The following is a 16,059-nucleotide window of genomic DNA, read 5'->3' as shown; positions in this document are numbered from 1 at the left end:
GCCGAATCCGGTCCGTGGTGCGTCAGGCCGAACAGGACAGCGGCCGGCCGCCGTTGTAGGCGACCATCTCGGCGAACACCGGGCCGCTCGGGATGTGGTCGCCGTCCGCGGCGCCGGCCAGTTCGGCGTAGGCGCGGTGCAGGTTCGCCACCAGCCGCTCGCGGTCGAGGAGGCCGGCGAACCCGCCGAGGTCGGTGCGGCGGGCCTGTTCGAGCGGTGGGGTGCCGGCCGCGAACCCCTCGGCGGCCACGTCCCCCAGCCAGTGGAAGTAGGCCCGGGTCGCGGCGAAGACCTCGGGTCCGCACACCGGGCCGTGCCCGCACACGACCGTCTCCGGTTCCCAGGCTTCCAGCGTGTCGAGCGCGCGCAGGGACCCGCGGACGGAGCCCATCAGCGCGAACGGCGTGCACCCCGACAGCACGACGTCACCGGCGAACAGGATGCGCTCGGCGGGCAGCCAGGCGACGACGTCGTTGGTGGTGTGGGCCGGCCCCACGTGGACCAGTTCGACCACCAGGTCGTCGACGTGCAGGGTGAGTTCTTCGCTGAAGGTCACCGAAGGCAGCACGACCTCGATCGCGCCCCAGTCGGTGTCCGGCCAGACGTGTTTCAGGCCCAGGCCCTTCTCGGCCATCTCCGCGCGGGCGCGCTCGTGGGCGACGACGGTGGCCGCGGGCGCGAAGACGAAATTGCCGAACGTGTGGTCGCCGTGGTGGTGGGTGTTGACGAGCGTGCGCGGCGCCCGGCCGCCGACCTCCGCGGCGGCCGCGGCGAGCGACCGGGCCCTGGCTTCGGTGGCCGCGGTGTCGATCACGGTGACCGAGTCGCGGCCGGTGATGATGCCCGAGTTGCTCACGCACCAGCCGCCGTCCGGCTGGACGTAGGCGTGGACACCCTTGGCCAGTTCCTCGACCCGCGCGCCGGTCACGCCGGCGATCCGGTGAAGACGACCTCGCACAGGTGCGGATCGCCGTCGGAGACCCGCCCGACGCGCACGGCCTTCCGGAACTCGTCCCGGCTCACGGCGCGCCGGAACGCGGCCTCGTCCTCCCACTCGGCGATGTTGATGTAGACGCCGGGGTCGCTGGTCGAGCGGACCAGCTGGAACCGGACCAGGCCCGGTTGCGTGCGGAAGAAGTCCGCGACGCCGCGGTAGATCCGTTCGAGCTCGTCGGGAGCGCCGGTGAGGGTGAGCTTGTTGACGAAGACGACCATGCGGCCGATCGTCGCCCCGGCCGCTGAAGGGCGGTTCGGGCTAGCGCTGAGGCGCCGCTGAAGCGTGACTGGGGGAGTAGGCGCGCAGGAACATGTCCACCGCGGCGACCACGATCTCCTCGAGTTGCCCGGCGTCGAGCTCGACCGTGCCGAACACCGAGTGCTCGTGGGCCTCGCTGCTCATCAGAGCCAGCAGCTGCCGCCCCGCCCGGGCCGGGTCGGGGATGGCCAGCTTGCCGTTGTTGGAGTGGCAGGCGAGGTAGTAGCCGAGGTGGTGGGCGGCCGGGTCGGCGGCCGCCTCGCGCCAGGAGCTGCGCAGCGCGGGGAAGTGCGGGCTCTCGGCGATGATCAGCCGGTAGAGCGCGGACACGTCCGGGCGGGTGATGGTCGGCAGCCACTGCCTGCCGAAGGCCAGCAGGTCGGTCTCGATGTCGGCGTTCTGCCGGAGCGTGGCGTTGACGATCGCGTCGACCTCGGCCGACAGCGGCTTGAGCGTCTCCTCGACGGTCGCCAGGAACAGGCGTTCCTTGTCGCCGAAGTGGTTGTAGATCGTCTGCTTCGACAGGCCCGCTTCGGAGGCGATGACGTCGACGCCCGCGCGCGTGTAGCCCTCGCGGACGAACACGACGATGGCCGCGTCGAGGATCGCCCGCCGCTTGGCCAGCAGGCCACGGCACTCCTCGGGCGGGGCCACCGGGGTGCGGTCTCGGATCGTGGGAGATGCCATCGATCCCAGGCTACCGCAGGCTCCGTGCCCCACTCTGGACTCCTTCCCGTCTCAGTCTGGAACCACCTGTTTGACAGCTTAGACGCATCATCCTAACCTCTTGGACTTGTCAGTCCATGTGGACGCGTGAGTCCAACTACTAGCGGGGAGAATCTGGGATGTCAGCTGTCGAAGTGCCGGCACCGGCGGAAGGACGGGTCCGGCACGCGCCGTACTGGGCCGTGCTGACCCTGTTGTGCCTCGGCCAGTTGATGGTCGTGCTGGACGTGTCGATCGTGAACGTCGCGTTGCCCGCGATCCGGCAGGACCTGGGCTTCAGCGAAGCCGGGCTGGCCTGGGTGGTGAACGGCTACACGCTCGCCTATTCCGGCTTCCTGCTCTTCGGCGGCCGCGCGGCCGACCTGTTCGGCAGGCGGCGGCTGTTCGTGATCGGGCTCGTCGTCTTCACCGCGGCCAGCCTGGTCGGCGCACTGGCCCAGGACCAGACGACGCTGGTCGTGGCCCGGATCGTGCAGGGCATCGGCGGCGCGATCCTGTCGCCGGCGACGTTGACCATCCTGACCACCACGTTCCCCGAAGGACCGCAGCGGGCCAAGGCGATGGGGGCGTGGAGCGCCGTCGCGGGCGGCGGCGCCGCGATCGGCTCGGTGCTCGGCGGCGTGCTCACCGACCTGATCAACTGGCGCTGGATCCTGCTGGTCAACATCCCGCTCGGGGTCATCGGCCTGATCGCGGCGTACCTGCTGCTGCAGGAGAGCCACGGCAACCTGAAGACCCGCAAGCTCGACGTCACCGGCTCGGTCCTGGTCACCGCCGGCCTGGTCGCGCTCGTCTACGGCACGATCAACAGCGCCCCGTACGGCTGGGGCGCCCCCCAGACGCTGGTGCCCTTCCTCGCCGGGCTCGTCCTGCTGGCGTGGTTCGTGCTGCACGAGGCGAAGATCGCCCAGGCACCGGTGGTCCCGCTGCGGCTGTTCAAGGTCCGCTCGATCACCGTCGCCAACCTGGTGATGTTCTGCGTCGGCGTCGCCGTGATCGCGCACTTCTTCTTCCTGTCGCTGTACATGCAGAACGTGCTGGGCTTCGGTCCGCTCGCGGCCGGGCTGGCGTTCCTGCCCGGCGCGGCGACGATGACCATCGGCGCCTACAGCGGACCGGTGCTGCTCAAGCGGTTCGGGCCACGGCCGCTGCTGGTCGCCGGGCCGCTGATCACCACCGTCGGCCTGGTGTGGCTGTCGTTCATCCCGGTGCACGGTTCGTACCCCGCGCACCTGCTCGTGCCGATGGCGCTCGTGACGCTGGGCGCGGGGGTCGCGATGATGCCGCTGGGCATGGCCGCGACGTCCGGGGTCGCCCGCGAAGAGGCCGGGCTCGCGTCCGGCCTGATCAACACCACGCGGCAGGTCGGCGGCTCGATCGGCCTGGCGGTGCTGGCGACCGTCGCCGCCGACCGGGCGCAGGCGCTCGCCGGGACCGGCGCGGACGCGGCCGTGGTGTCGGGGTACCGGGCCGCTTTCCTCGTGGGCGCGGTGTTCGCCCTCGCTGCGGCGCTGACTTCGCTCGCCCTGCCGAAGCCGAAGCAGCCCGCCTGAGACGCCGGTGGCCGCGGCGAAGGCTCCCCGCGGCCACCGGCTCGCCCGGCCTTTACGGCACCTATAGCGGCCGGATCTAGCTTCGGAACGAAAACCGGCCCGCGCGAAGGGAAATCCCGCACATGACCGTCACCGCAGCAGAACGTTCCGTCGCCCCGGGACCCATCCTGCAGATCGCTTCGGGTTACCGGCAGGCCAAGGTCCTCTTCGCCGCCTACGAACTCGACGTCTTCACGATCCTCGACGAGAGCGGCCCGCTGACCGAGGCGGAATTCACCACGCGCGCGGGGCTGCACCCGAACGGGGCCCGCGACTTCCTGTACGCCCTGCTCGGTCTCGGGCTCGTCGAGCGCGAAGACGGCCGGTACCGCAACGCCGCCGCCGCGCGGCAGTACCTGGTGCGCGGCCGGCCCGACTTCCTCGGCGGATTCCTCGGGTTCCTCGACGGGGTGCTGCACCCGGCCTGGGACGGGCTGGTCACCAGCCTCCGCACCGGCGAAGCCCGCAACGGCGCCGGTGCCGACGGCGATCCCTACGGCCCGATGTACCAGGCCAGCGGTGACCGTGACGGGTTCCTCGCGGCGATGGACACGCTCAACGCGCCGATCGGCGAAGAGGTCGCCGCACTCGACTGGGCCGGCTTCCGGACGTTCGCCGACATCGGCGGCGCTCGCGGCAACCTCTCGGCCGCGATCGCCCGGGCGCACCCGCACCTGAGCGGGACCGTGTTCGACCTGCCCGGGGTCGCTCCCGCCTTCGACACCCACATCCGGTCGCTCGGTCTGGACGGCCGGCTCCGCTTCCGCGCCGGTGACTTCTTCGCCGACGAGCTGCCCGAGGCCGACGTGCTCGTCTTCGGGCACGTCCTGCACAACTGGCCGGTCGAGAGCCGGATCCTGTTGCTGCAGAAAGCTTTCCGGGCCGTCCGGCCGGGTGGGGCGGTGCTCGTCTACGACCCGATGATCGACGACGACGCGCCGCAGCTGGGCAACGTCCTGGCCAGCCTCAACATGCTCGTCTGGTCGGCCGGTGGCGCCGAGTACAGCGTCGCCGACCTGCGGTCCTGGCTCGGCGAAGCCGGCTTCGGTGAAACCGAGGTCCGCCCGCTGGGTGCGGCCAGCAGCCTCGTCCTCGCCCGCAAGCCGTGACCGGGAAGGGGGGACGTCGTGCCGGTACCCGTGCAGCGTGACCCGGAGCGGACGCGGGCGGCGCTGGCCGGGTGGCTCTCGGCCCGCGTCGCCGGTGGCGGCCTCGTCGAGGTCGGCGACCTGACCGTGCCGGCCGGCGCCGGCTTCGGCAACGAAACCGTGCTGTTCGACGCCGCCTGGCCCGGCGGCGGGCAGCGGCTCGTGGCGCGGATCGCCGGCGCCGGCTACCAGGTCTACCCGGACGTCCGGTTCGCCGAGCAGTACCGGCTGCTGGCGGTGCTGGCCGGGCACCCGGACGTGCCGGTGCCGCCGGTGCTCGGGTTCGAGCCGGACCCCGGCGTCCTCGGGGCGCCGTTCTTCGTGATGGCGCACGTCGACGGCCGGGTCCCGGCGGACCTGCCGTCCTACCACCGGGCCGGCTGGGTCGCCGACCTCGACCCCGCCGGCCGCCGGGAGGTCTGGGAGCGGGCGGTGGACGTCCTGGCCGCTGTCCACCGCCTCGACCCGCAGCGCCTCGGCCTGCGGTTCCTGGCGCGGCCCGGCCGCGACCCGCTCCTCGAGCACTACGCGGCCAACCTCGCGTTCTTCGGAGCCGGCGGTGCGGTCGTCGAGCGCGCGCTGGCCTGGTTGCGCGTCTACCGGCCCGCGCCCCCGGCGCGGCCGGTGCTGCTGTGGGGCGACGCCCGGCTCGGCAACCTCGTCTTCGACGGCACCGAAGTCGCCGGTGTCCTGGACTGGGAGATGGCCGAGCTCGGCCCGCCGGAGGCCGACGTGGCCTGGTTCCTGCACCTCGACCGCCACCTCAGCGAAGGCGTCGGCGCACCGAGGCTGGCGGGGCTGCCGGGCCGCGAGGAGACGCTCGCGCGCTACGCGGCGGCCGGCGGTCCCGCACTGCGCGACCTCGGGTACCACGCCGTGCTCGCGGCGTTCCGGTTCGCCCTGATCACCGCGCGGGTCACGGCCCTGCTGCGCCGGCAGCAGGTCGTGCCCGCGGACTTCCCGTTGCACCGCAACGCGGTCGCCCTGCTCGACCGCGTCCTGGCCGAGACGGCCGCACAGCCCGCCGTTCCCTGAGGAGGAGCCTCGTGAGAATCTCGATCCTGGACCAGTCGCCGATCACCGTCGACATGGCGCCCGCCGACGCGCTGCACAACACCGTCGACCTGGCCCGGCACGCCGACCGCCTCGGCTACCACCGGTACTGGATCGCCGAGCACCATTCGATGGCCTCGCACGCGAGCTCGGCGCCGGAGATCCTGGTCGCGCGCGTCGCGGCCGAGACGACCGGGATCCGGGTCGGGTCGGGCGGGGTCCTGCTGTCGAACCACAGCGCGTTCAAGGTCGCCGAAACCTTCAGCATCCTCGAAGGGCTCTACCCCGGCCGCATCGACCTGGGCATCGGCCGGTCGTTCGGGGCCGGCAGCCTCGAAGCGATCGCGCTGTCTTCGCAGCGCTCGGGCTCGCCGACGGTCGAGGACTTCCCGGAGAAGCTCGCCGAGCTGCTCGCCTTCCTGCACGGGGACTTCCCGCCCGGGCACCCGTTCGCGACGATCGACCTCACCCCGCGCGTGCCCGAAGCCCCGCCGGTGTGGCTGCTGGGGTCCAGCCCGTCGAGCGCCGCCTTCACCGCGGCCAACGGCCTTCCGTACTCGTACGCGCACTTCATCAACCCGGCGGGCACGCGCGACGCCGTGCGCGCCTACCTCGAGCACTTCGAGCCGAGCCGCCACACGCCGGAGCCGCGGGTCATCCTCGGCATCGGCGTCTACTGCGGTGACACCGAGGAAGAGGCCCAGTACGTCTACGCCAGCCAACGGCTGTTCCGGCGCCGGCTGACCCGCAACATCATCGGCCCGGTCCCGAGCCCCGAGCAGGCACTGGAGGAACTGAAGACCGGCGGCGACCCGCTGGCCGAAGAGCGGTTCGAGTGGCCGCGGTACGTCGTCGGCACGCCGGAGCAGGTCCGGGAGCGGATCACCGAGATCACTTCGGCGCTCGGCGTGGACGAGATCGTCGTGCTGGCGACGATCTACGACCACAAGGCCCGTGTGCGGTCCTACGAACTGCTGGCGGAAGCCTTCGAGCTGACCCCGCGCTGACGAAGTCCACAAAGGACGCCGGACGGCTTTCGTCCGGCGTCCTTTCGCGTGTGGGCCCGGCGGTGCAGCGGTTCCTTGCCCGGCCTATAGGGGCCGTTGCCAGAGTGGAGGCAGACGAGGCGAGGAGTGACCGCTGTGGCAGCCGACAACACCTTGTTCCGCGCCATCTTCGCGACGTTGCCCACCGCGGTGGCCGTCGTGACGGCCCTGGACCGCGACGGCACCCCGCGCGGGTTCACCTGCAACGCGGTGACCGCCGTCTCCGCGGACCCGCCCCTGCTGCTCGTCTGCGTCGACCGGACGTCGGTGACGTCGGCCGCGCTGCGCACCGCGGGCGCCTTCGTCGTCAACTTCCTCGCCGCGGACGCCGCGGGCACCTCCCGGCGGTTCGCCGGCAAGGGCGAGGACAAGTTCGACGGCGTCGCCACCACGCCGTCGCGGGCCGCGGGCGGCGCACCCGTGCTGACCGGCGACGCCGTCGCGGTCGCCGAGTGCGTCACGACGGACGTCGTGCCGGCCGGCGACCACTGGATCGTGCTCGGCCGCGTCGAAGCCGGGTCCGTGCACGAAAGGGACACGCTCATGTACTTCCGCCGGACGTACTCCGCCTGGGCCGCCACACCGGCCCCGGTCGGCTAGCCACACGAGGAGCGCTCGATGAAATTCGGCATCAACCTGTTCCCGACGGTGAGCCCGGACGAGAAGTCCGCGGTGCAGCACTTCGACGAGGCCCTGCGGCTGGCCGAACTGGCCGAGGAGCTCGGGTTCGACCACGTCAAGACGGTCGAGCACTACTTCACCCCCTACGGCGGCTACAGCCCGGACCCGGTCACGTTCCTCGCCGCGGCCGCGGCGAGGACGTCCCGGATCCGGCTGGTCACCGGCGCGGTCATCCCGGCGTTCACGCACCCCGCACAGCTGGCGGGCAAGCTGGCGATGCTGGACAACATCTCGCACGGGCGGCTGTCGGTCGGCTTCGGCCGGGCGTTCCTGCCCGACGAGTTCGAGGCCTTCGAGATCCCCATGGACGAAAGCCGCCAGCGGTTCACCGACGGCGTCGAGGCCTGCCGGCTGCTGTGGTCCGAAGAGGACGTCGAGTGGAAGGGGGCCTTCCACCGCTTCGGCCCGGTCACGCTGCTCCCGCGGCCGTACCAGCGGCCGCACCCGCCGATCCTGGTGGCCACGGCGATCACGCCGGAGTCGTGCGTCGCCGCCGGGCGGGCCGGGTACGGCCTGATGATGGTGCCCTCGATCAACAAGGTCGAGAAGGTGCAGGAGATGCTGGCGCTGTACCGGGAAGCCTGGGTGGCCGCCGGGCACGACCCGGCGGCCCAGGACGTCCACATGAGCTACAACTGCTACCTCGCCGAGGAAGCCGGGCGCGCGCACGAGCGGGGCCGGACCTATTCGGAACACACGAACCGGGCGCTGGCCGCCGCCGTGGAGCCGTGGACCCGGACGAAGAGCAGCGACTACGAGGGCTACGGCCGGATCGTCGAGCGCGTGCGGTCGAGCGACTTCGGCAAGCAGCTGCGCGACAACAAGGTGCTCGTCGGCGCGCCGCAGGAGGTCGCCGACCGGCTCCGGCTGATCCGGTCGTGGTTCGGCGACATCACCATCAGCCTGCAGGTGATCTCCGGGAACATGCCCTACGAGGAGTCCGCCCGCACGCTGCGCCTGTTCGCCGAGCACGTCCTGCCGGTGTTCACCCCCTGAGTTTCCACCCGACCGAAGAGGAGGAACCGATGGCGCTGTTCGCCGTCACCACCACGCAGGCCCCGACGGGCATCAGCGCCGACGAATTCCGGCGCCGCCTCGGCGAAGGCTTCGGCTACATGCAGGCACTGGTCGAGAAGGGCATCGTCACGCACAGCTGGATCCGGGTCGGCGAGTCCGGCGGGCTGAACATCTACGACGTCTCGTCGCACGACGAGCTGATGTCGGCGCTTTACGACAACCCGCTCAGCCCGCACCTGAAGTTCGAAGTCTGGCCGCTGGCCGAGGTGTCCGGGTTCGACCCGGACGCGGTGCCGGGCGAGTAGTCCTCCCGGCACGAAAAAGGCGGGCACCGGTTCCGGTGCCCGCCTTTCCCGTGCGTCAGGACAGGAACTCTTCGACCGCGGTGGCGAACGCCGCGGGTTCGTCGACCCAGGGGTAGTGCCCGGCGCCGTCGATCGTCACGTGCCGTCCGGCGGGGAAGAGGTTGGCGACGAAGTCACCCACCGCGACGCCGGTGAGCGCGTCCCGGCTGCCGGTCAGGACCGCCACCGGCGCGGTGACCTTCGCCAGCCGGTCCACCAGCGCGGAAACGTCCACATCGGACCGCCAGAACCCCGCCCACGCGGTCACCGAGAACTGGGCGGGCTGCTGGGCCAGGTGCGCTTGCTGCCGCTCGCCCCAGTGCCCGTAGGCGGCCGGCGCGTACTCCTCCAGGATCGCGATGACCTCCGAGGGCGACGCGTCGGGGGACAGGCCGGACAGCTTGCGCAGGGCGGCGGTCGCCTGCGGGTACCACGGCTGGTCCGTGCGGCCCGCCAGGATCTGCGCCGTGTCGGGCGATTCCAGCCCGTACAGCTGGTAACCGGGGGCCACCAGCACCAGCCGGCGGATCCGGCCGGCGTGGGCGGCGGCGTACGCCTGTGCGACGACCGCGCCCGCCGAGTGGCCCAGGACGTCGAGCTGCTCGTGCCCGAGGTGCGCGCGCAGGGCCTCGACGTCTTCGGCCAGCCGGGGGTAGGCGTAGGTCGCGGGTTCGGCCGGTGCCGGCGACGCACCCGTGCCGCGGGCGTCGAACAGCACGAGCGTGCGGTGGCGGTCGAGCCCGCCGAGGTCTTCGAGGTACGCCGACGCGCGAGGACCGCCGGGCACGACCAGCAGCGGCGGGCCGGACCCGAGGGTGCGGTAGCTGATTTCAGTTCCGTCGTAGGAAGAAAAGGTGGCCATGCCGGGAAACTAGGCGCGCCGGGTGAGGTTTCGCCCTAGTGCGGCTATACCGCGCGCCCCGGTGGGAGAGCCTAGCTTCGGCGGCATGATCCTAGTCACCGGAGCGACCGGCGTCGTGGGCCGGGCCGTGGTGGGCGAACTGCTCGCCGCGGGTGTGCCCGTCCGCGCCGTGTCGCGCAACCCCGCCGCCGCCGGACTGCCGGAAGCCGTCGAAGTCGTCGCCGCCGACCTCGGCGAACCGGACTCGCTGCCGGCCGCTCTGTCCGGAGTGGACAAAGTCTTCGCGTTGTCCGCGGCCGAGCACAAGTCCGTGCACGACCGCAACCTCGCCGTCGCGGCGGCCCGGGCCGGGGCGGCGCACCTGGTGCAGCTCTCCTCGCTGGCGGCCGAGGAGAACCCCGGTAACCTCCTCGGCCGCTGGCACCTCGACGGCGAACGGGCCGCCGCGGCCGCCGGCATCCCGGTCACCGTCGTCCGGCCCGGCGGGTTCATGACGAACGCCCTGTCGTGGGCCCGCTCGATCCAGGACGAGGACGTCGTCCGCGCTCCGCTCGGCGAGGTCGTCTCCGCGCCGGTGGACCCGCGCGACATCGCCGCCGTCGTGGCCACCGCCCTGCTGGGCACCGGGCACGAAGGACGGGTGTACGCGGTGACCGGGCCGGAGGCGCTGACCGCCCGCGACCAGACGCGGCTGCTCGGCGAAGTGCTCGGCCGTCCGCTGCGGTTCGAGGAGATCCCGGTCGCCGTCGCCCGCGAGCAGATGCTGCGGCGGACCCCGGCGGTCGTGGTGGACGCGGTGCTGGCGGCCCGGCAGCAGGCGACCGCGGTCCGCGCGGTACCCCGGCCCACCGTCGCCCGGGTCACCGGCCGCCGTCCGCGGACCTTCCGGCAGTGGGCGGCCGACCACGTCGAGGCGTTCCGGCCCGTGGACGCCTCTACCGCCGCTTTGCCGCCCCGATAGGCGCGCTGCCCAAACTGCAACCCCGTCCGACCGAACCACCCCTGGAGAACCGATGTTGCTGTCCGCGTGGAGATCCGGCCGCCGGCCACTGGTCCGAGGAGCGGCCGCGCTCGCCGCGACGGCCCTGGCCGCCGCGCTGGCCGGCTGCGGCGCCGGCGAGGACACGGCCGCCGCCGGCGCCCCCGTCGACGGCGGGACCCTCACCTACGCCGTCGACAGCGAGCCGAGCTGCCTCGACCCGCACGTCAGCCCGGCCGACCTGACCGCGCTGATCGGCCGCGGCGTCTTCGACTCGCTGATCGCGCAGGACGGCAAGGGCGGGCTGCACCCGTGGCTGGCGAAGTCTTGGACGGCGTCGCCGGACTTCAAGAGCTACACCTTCACCCTGCGCACCGGCGTCAAGTTCCACGACGGCACGCCGTTCGACGCGAACGCGGTCAAGGCGAACTTCGACCACATCGCGGCCCCGGCGACGAAGTCGCTCTACGCGGTCACCCTGCTCGGGCCGTACGCCGGGAGCACGGTGCTCGCGCCCGACACCGTGCGCGTCGACTTCAAGCGGCCGTTCTCGCCGTTCCTGCAGGCGGCGAGCACGACCTACCTCGGCATCGAGTCGCCGCAGGCGCTCAGGCAGTTCGCGACCTCGCTGTGCGATCACCTCGTGGGGTCCGGGCCGTTCACCTTCGCCGGGCACGTGCACCAGCAGACCGTCACGATCGCCAGGAACCCCGCCTACGCCTGGGCGCCGGAAACCGCCACGCACCCCGGCCCGGCGCGGCTCGACCAGGTCGTCTTCCGGATCGTGCCGGAGAGCGCGACCCGGATCGGGCTGCTCACCAGCGGCCAGATCGACGCCGTGACCGCGGTGCCGCCGGCGAACGTCAAGACGGTCGAAGCCGATCCGGCGCTGCAGCTGGTGCGCAACCCCTCCCAGGGCGCCACCGAAAGCCTCTACCTCAACACCGCGCGGGCGCCGTTCGACGACGTGAAGGTGCGCACCGCGCTGCAGCAGGCGATCGACGTCGACGCCGCCGTCCGCGGTGTCTACTTCGGACAGTACGAACGGTCGTGGAGCATCCTTTCGCCGTCCACGCCGGGCTACGACCCGGCCACCGAGCACAGCTGGGGCCACGACCCGGCCGCGGCGAACCGCCTGCTGGACGAGGCGGGCTGGACCGCCCGCGACGCCGAGGGCTACCGCACGAAGAACGGGCAGCGGCTCTCCGTGCGCTGGCCCTACACCCAGGCGCAGGCGCTGGCCCAGCAGCGCGGCACGCTCGCGCAGGCGATCCAGGCCGACGCCCGGAAGGTCGGGCTGGAGATCCAGCGCCCGAGCGTGCAGACCGGGCAGCTGTTCGCCCTCGTCGAGAAGGGCGACTACGAGCTGGCCGACACGAGCTGGACCCGGGCCGACCCGGACATCCTGCGCGGGTTCCTCACCTCCGACAACTTCCCGATCCACGGCGAGAACTACTCCCGCGTCACCGACCAGCAGGTGGACTCCTGGCTCAACGGCGCCGCCGCCACCCTGGACGACGGAACCCGCCGGACCGCCTACGCCCAGGCCCAGCAGTGGGCGCTGAAGCAGGCGGTGGTGGTGCCGCTGTTCGTCCCGTCGTCACTGGTGGGCGCGAAGAAGAAGGTGCAGGGCCTGACCGCCGACCCGGCCGGTTTCCCGCAGTTCCGCGACGCCTGGCTCGCCCGGTGACCGGCCCGCGGCGGTGGTCGGCGGCGGTGCCCGGCCCCGGTGGTTCGTCCGGTGAGCGGTCCGCGGCGGACGGCGCGCAGGTGGTTCTGCCGGTGGGTGGGCTCTCGCGATGGTTTGTGCGGGCGGCCGGTTCCGGTGAGCGGCTGGTGCACGCGGGTGGCTCGCCCGGTGAACGGTTCGCGGCGGTGCGTGCGCGGGTGACCGTGCCGGTGAGCAGCCTGCCGCCGTACTCGTGGGGTGTCCGGTGAGCGGGCTGCCGCGGTGGTCCGCGGGACGCCTGGCTCGCCCGGCGGGCGGGCTGCCGCGCTGGCTCGTGCGGCGCCTGGCGGGTGCGCTGCTGGTCCTCTTCGGCGCCGCGACGCTCGCGTTCGCCTCGCTGGAGCTGATCCCCGGCGACCCGGCGCGGGCCGTCGTCGGCAGCGCGCCCGCCACCCCGGAGGTGCTCGCCGCCATCCGCGCCGATCTCGGCCTGGACCGGTCGCTGCCGGAGCGCTACTTCGCCTACCTCGGCCGGTTGCTGCACGGCGACCTCGGGCAGTCCTACCAGCTCCAGCAGCCGGTGGGCCGCATCATCGGCGAGCAGCTCGCCCCGACCGCGCAGCTGGCGCTGGCCGCCGGCGTGCTCGCCGTCGCGGCCGCGGTGCTCGTCGCCACCGCGACCGCGGGCCGGTGGCCCGTCCTGCGGATCCTCTCGCAGGGCCTGGAACTGGTGGCCGTCTCGACCCCGACGTTCTGGCTGGGGCTGGTGCTGCTGACGGTGTTCTCCTTCGGGCTGCACTGGTTCCCGGTGGCCGGCGGGACCGGGACGGCGGGGCTCGTGCTGCCCGCGGTCACCCTGGCGCTGCCCATCGCCGGCGAACTGACGCAGGTCCTGCGCCGGTCCACCGAGGAGGCGCTGACCCAGCCGTTCGTGCTCACCGCACGGGCCCGCGGGGTGCGCGAAGGAGTCGTGCGGCTGCGGCACGTGCTGCGCCACGCGCTCGTGCCGCTGGTCACCATGACCGGCTGGACGCTGGGCAGCCTGCTGGGCGGAGCGGTGGTCGTGGAGACGGTGTTCGCCCGCCCGGGGCTCGGCCGTGTCACGCTGGCCGCCGTCACCGGCCGCGACTTCCCGGTCGTGACCGCGGTCGTGCTGCTGTCCGCGGTCGTGTTCGTCGTGCTCAACACCGCCGTCGACCTGCTGTACCGGGTGATCGACCCGCGGCTGGAGGCCCGGTGACGACCTTGTCGCGTCCCACGGCGCTGCCGCGCCCGGGCACCCTCCTGGCCGCAGCGCTCGCGGTCCTCCTCGCCGTCGCCGCCCTCCGGCCGTCCTGGCTCACCGGTGCCGGGCCGGCCGACGTCGACCCGCAGGCGATCCTCCGGGCCCCGAGCGCCGCGCACCCGTTCGGCACCGACCAGCTCGGCCGGGACGTCCTCGCCCGGGTGGTGCACGGCGCCGGGTACTCGCTGGGCACGGGCCTTTCCGCGACGCTGCTCGCGGTGACCGGTGGCTGCGTCTTCGGGCTGCTGGCCGCGTTCGGCGGCCGGGCCGCGGACCAGGTCGTCTCCCGGGTCGTCGACGTCCTGCTCGCGTTCCCCGGCCTGTTGCTGGCGCTGCTCGTCATCGCCGTGCTGGGGCCGGGGCCGGTCACCGCCGTCCCGGCGATCGGCCTGGCTTCGATCCCGCACTACACCCGGCTGGTCCGCGGGCAGGCGCTGGTCGCGGCGCACGCCGGGTACGTCGAGGCCGCGGTGGCGCTGGGCCGGCCGCGCCTGGCCGTCCTGCTGCGCCACGTGCTGCCCAACATCGCCGGGCCGGTGCTCGTCCTGGCCACGCTGGGCACGGGCACCGCGATCATGATCGGCTCGTCGCTCAGCTTCCTCGGGCTCGGCGCCCAGCCGCCGGCGCCGGAGTGGGGAGCCATGCTCGCCGACGGCCGCGACTTCGCCGCGCTGGCCTGGTGGCCCGCGGTGTTCCCCGGCGCGGCGATCGCGGCCACCGTCGTCACCATCACCGTCCTGGGCCGGCGCGCCCGGGACCGATCCGCAGGAGCGCCCGCGTGACCACCGAGCCCCAGCTGCACGATGCCCCGCCGTCGGTGCGGCCCGACGGCCCGCTGGTCGAAGTGACCGGGCTCCGGGTCGCCTTCGGCGAGGTCGCGGCGGTCCGCGGGCTGTCCTTCGCCCTGGCGGCCGGGGAATGCCTGGCGCTGGTGGGGGAGTCGGGCAGCGGGAAGAGCGTCACCGCGCGTTCCCTCGTCGGCCTCGCCGGGCGGGGTGCGCGGGTGAGCGCGGAGCGGCTGGCGTTCGCCGGGACCGACCTGCGCGGGCTGGGCGAACGGCAGTGGCGGCGGATCCGCGGCCGGCGCATCGGGCTGGTGCACCAGGACGCGCTGGTCTCGCTGGACCCGCTCCGCACCGCGGGTGCCGAGATCGCCGAGCCGCTGCGCACGCATCGGCTCGTCAGCCGCAGTGGGGTCGCCGAGCGGGTCCGGACGCTGCTCACCGACGTCGGCATCGCCGATCCCGACCGGGTGGCGCGGCAGCGGCCGTTCCGGCTGTCCGGCGGGCAGCGCCAGCGCGCGCTCACCGCGTCGGCGATCGCGGCCGGTCCCGAGCTGCTGGTCGCCGACGAGCCGACCACCGCGCTCGACGTCACGGTGCAGGCGCGGGTGCTCGACCTGCTGGCCGAGCTGAAGTCGCGCGGCACGGCGCTGCTGCTGGTGAGCCACGACCTCGCGGTGGTCGCCCGGATCGCCGACCGCATCGCGGTGCTGAGCGACGGCGAGATCGTCGAGCAGGGTCCGGCGCACCGGGTGCTGACCGAGCCGGCGCACGCGGTGACCCGCGAGCTGCTGGCCGCCGTGCCCACCGGACGGCCGGCCGCGCGCGCGCCCGTGACCGGCGAGCCCCTGCTCGAGGTGGCCGGGGTCGGCAAGCGGTTCCGCGACCCGGGCGGCGCGGCCAGGACGGTGGTCGACGACGTCAGCCTCATCGTGCGCCGCGGCGAGGTCGTCGGGCTGGTCGGCGAATCGGGCTCCGGGAAGACGACGACCGCGCGGATCGCGCTCGGTCTCGAAGAACCCGATTCCGGGGAGGTCCGGCTGGCCGGCCGCCGGTGGAGCGGCCGCCGGGAACGCGACCGGCGCGCGCTGCGCCGGACCGTGCAGCTGGTGCCGCAGGACCCGCTCAGTTCGTTCGACCCCCGCCACACCGTCGCGGCGGTGCTGGGCGAGGCGATCGGCGGCCGCGGCCGCGCGGTGCGGCGGGCGCGGGCGGCGGAGCTCCTCGCGCAGGTCGGCCTGGACGAGTCCGTTTTGGACAGACGGCCCCGGGAACTGTCCGGCGGCCAGCGCCAGCGCGTCGCGATCGCGCGGGCCCTGTCGACCGGGCCGGACCTGCTGGTGTGCGACGAACCCGTGTCGGCACTGGACGTCTCGGTGCAGGCCCAGGTGCTCGGCCTGCTGGCCCGGCTGCGGCGCGAACTCGGGCTGGCGATGCTGTTCATCTCGCACGACCTCGGCGTGATCCGGCAGGTGTCCGACCGCGTGGTGGTGCTCTCCGGTGGCCGGGTCGTCGAAGAGGGGCCGGTGGACACCGTGTTCGAGCGCCCGGCGCACGCCTACACCCGGCAGCTGCTCGCGGCGATGCCGCGGATCGGGTAGGGCGGTGGGTGCCCGGGCC

At 73.3% G+C, this 16,059-nt stretch carries 17 protein-coding genes; 13 read left to right on the top strand and 4 right to left on the bottom strand.

The features are described 5' to 3' along the window. Positions 1-22: 22 nt before the first annotated feature. Genes ACLJPY_RS00355 through ACLJPY_RS00345 form a run of 3 tightly spaced genes read right to left on the bottom strand, consistent with a single transcriptional unit; the run spans position 23 to position 1,942 of the window. A complete protein-coding gene (locus ACLJPY_RS00355; RefSeq protein WP_410585920.1) occupies positions 23-928 on the bottom strand; it encodes an MBL fold metallo-hydrolase in 906 nt (301 codons plus the stop codon). Then, positions 925-1,215 (bottom strand): antibiotic biosynthesis monooxygenase family protein, encoded by a 291-nt coding sequence (locus tag ACLJPY_RS00350; protein ID WP_410585919.1) that lies wholly within the window; start codon positions 1,213-1,215, stop codon positions 925-927. The genes ACLJPY_RS00355 and ACLJPY_RS00350 overlap by 4 nt, the downstream gene beginning before the upstream one ends. A 40-nt stretch (positions 1,216-1,255) precedes the next feature. Next, entirely contained in the window at positions 1,256-1,942 is a 687-nt protein-coding gene (locus tag ACLJPY_RS00345) for a TetR/AcrR family transcriptional regulator (RefSeq protein WP_410585918.1), read from the bottom strand. Between the two features lie 158 nt (positions 1,943-2,100). Here ACLJPY_RS00345 and ACLJPY_RS00340 point away from each other — a divergent pair, with 158 nt between their 5' ends. The 7 genes from ACLJPY_RS00340 to ACLJPY_RS00310 all read left to right on the top strand — a co-directional run bounded on the left by ACLJPY_RS00340 (position 2,101) and on the right by ACLJPY_RS00310 (position 8,823). Then, the gene (locus ACLJPY_RS00340) at positions 2,101-3,534 is read left to right on the top strand and encodes an MFS transporter (protein WP_410585917.1); all 1,434 of its coding nucleotides are present in this window, start codon (positions 2,101-2,103) and stop codon (positions 3,532-3,534) included. A gap of 122 nt (positions 3,535-3,656) precedes the next feature. After that, entirely contained in the window at positions 3,657-4,682 is a 1,026-nt protein-coding gene (locus ACLJPY_RS00335; RefSeq protein WP_410585916.1) for a methyltransferase, read from the top strand. A gap of 18 nt (positions 4,683-4,700) precedes the next feature. Continuing rightward, positions 4,701-5,756 (top strand): phosphotransferase family protein, encoded by a 1,056-nt coding sequence (locus ACLJPY_RS00330; RefSeq protein ID WP_410585915.1) that lies wholly within the window; start codon positions 4,701-4,703, stop codon positions 5,754-5,756. Between the two features lie 11 nt (positions 5,757-5,767). After that, positions 5,768-6,781 (top strand): LLM class flavin-dependent oxidoreductase, encoded by a 1,014-nt coding sequence (locus tag ACLJPY_RS00325; RefSeq protein WP_410585914.1) that lies wholly within the window; start codon positions 5,768-5,770, stop codon positions 6,779-6,781. 126 nt (positions 6,782-6,907) lie between these two features. After that, a complete protein-coding gene (locus ACLJPY_RS00320; RefSeq protein WP_410585913.1) occupies positions 6,908-7,420 on the top strand; it encodes a flavin reductase family protein in 513 nt (170 codons plus the stop codon). Between the two features lie 18 nt (positions 7,421-7,438). Continuing rightward, on the top strand, positions 7,439-8,497 hold the full coding sequence (locus ACLJPY_RS00315; protein WP_410585912.1) for an LLM class flavin-dependent oxidoreductase: 1,059 nt from the start codon (positions 7,439-7,441) through the stop codon (positions 8,495-8,497). 29 nt (positions 8,498-8,526) lie between these two features. Beyond that, positions 8,527-8,823 (top strand): muconolactone Delta-isomerase family protein, encoded by a 297-nt coding sequence (locus tag ACLJPY_RS00310; protein WP_410585911.1) that lies wholly within the window; start codon positions 8,527-8,529, stop codon positions 8,821-8,823. 55 nt (positions 8,824-8,878) lie between these two features. On the opposite strand, the gene ACLJPY_RS00305 is transcribed toward ACLJPY_RS00310, so the two are convergent. Beyond that, the gene (locus ACLJPY_RS00305) at positions 8,879-9,724 is read right to left on the bottom strand and encodes an alpha/beta fold hydrolase (RefSeq protein WP_410585910.1); all 846 of its coding nucleotides are present in this window, start codon (positions 9,722-9,724) and stop codon (positions 8,879-8,881) included. An 85-nt stretch (positions 9,725-9,809) separates the two neighbouring features. Between ACLJPY_RS00305 and ACLJPY_RS00300 the strand changes: the two genes are divergently transcribed. Genes ACLJPY_RS00300 through ACLJPY_RS00275 form a run of 6 tightly spaced genes read left to right on the top strand, consistent with a single transcriptional unit; the run spans position 9,810 to position 16,040 of the window. Next, positions 9,810-10,685 carry an SDR family oxidoreductase gene (locus tag ACLJPY_RS00300; RefSeq protein ID WP_410585909.1) on the top strand — a complete coding sequence of 292 codons (876 nt, stop codon included), beginning with the start codon at positions 9,810-9,812 and terminating at the stop codon, positions 10,683-10,685. Between the two features lie 52 nt (positions 10,686-10,737). Continuing rightward, positions 10,738-12,393, top strand: coding sequence for an ABC transporter substrate-binding protein (locus ACLJPY_RS00295; RefSeq protein ID WP_410585908.1), 1,656 nt, complete (start codon positions 10,738-10,740; stop codon positions 12,391-12,393). Next, entirely contained in the window at positions 12,390-12,641 is a 252-nt protein-coding gene (locus tag ACLJPY_RS00290; protein ID WP_410585907.1) for a hypothetical protein, read from the top strand. The genes ACLJPY_RS00295 and ACLJPY_RS00290 overlap by 4 nt, the downstream gene beginning before the upstream one ends. Further along, the gene (locus tag ACLJPY_RS00285; protein WP_410585906.1) at positions 12,638-13,612 is read left to right on the top strand and encodes an ABC transporter permease; all 975 of its coding nucleotides are present in this window, start codon (positions 12,638-12,640) and stop codon (positions 13,610-13,612) included. The genes ACLJPY_RS00290 and ACLJPY_RS00285 overlap by 4 nt, the downstream gene beginning before the upstream one ends. Further along, positions 13,609-14,439, top strand: a complete 831-nt coding sequence (locus tag ACLJPY_RS00280) for an ABC transporter permease (RefSeq protein ID WP_410585905.1) — start codon at positions 13,609-13,611, stop codon at positions 14,437-14,439. Before ACLJPY_RS00285 ends, ACLJPY_RS00280 begins: the two co-directional genes overlap by 4 nt. After that, positions 14,436-16,040: a dipeptide ABC transporter ATP-binding protein gene (locus tag ACLJPY_RS00275; protein ID WP_410585904.1), complete on the top strand. Its 1,605-nt coding sequence runs from the start codon at positions 14,436-14,438 to the stop codon at positions 16,038-16,040. The genes ACLJPY_RS00280 and ACLJPY_RS00275 overlap by 4 nt, the downstream gene beginning before the upstream one ends. Positions 16,041-16,059 lie beyond the last annotated feature (19 nt).

Origin of the sequence: Amycolatopsis sp. lyj-23, from assembly GCF_046549135.1 — a bacterium.
In the GTDB taxonomy this organism is placed as follows: Bacteria; Actinomycetota; Actinomycetes; order Mycobacteriales; family Pseudonocardiaceae; genus Amycolatopsis.
This window is presented reverse-complemented; position numbering and strand designations above follow the sequence as displayed.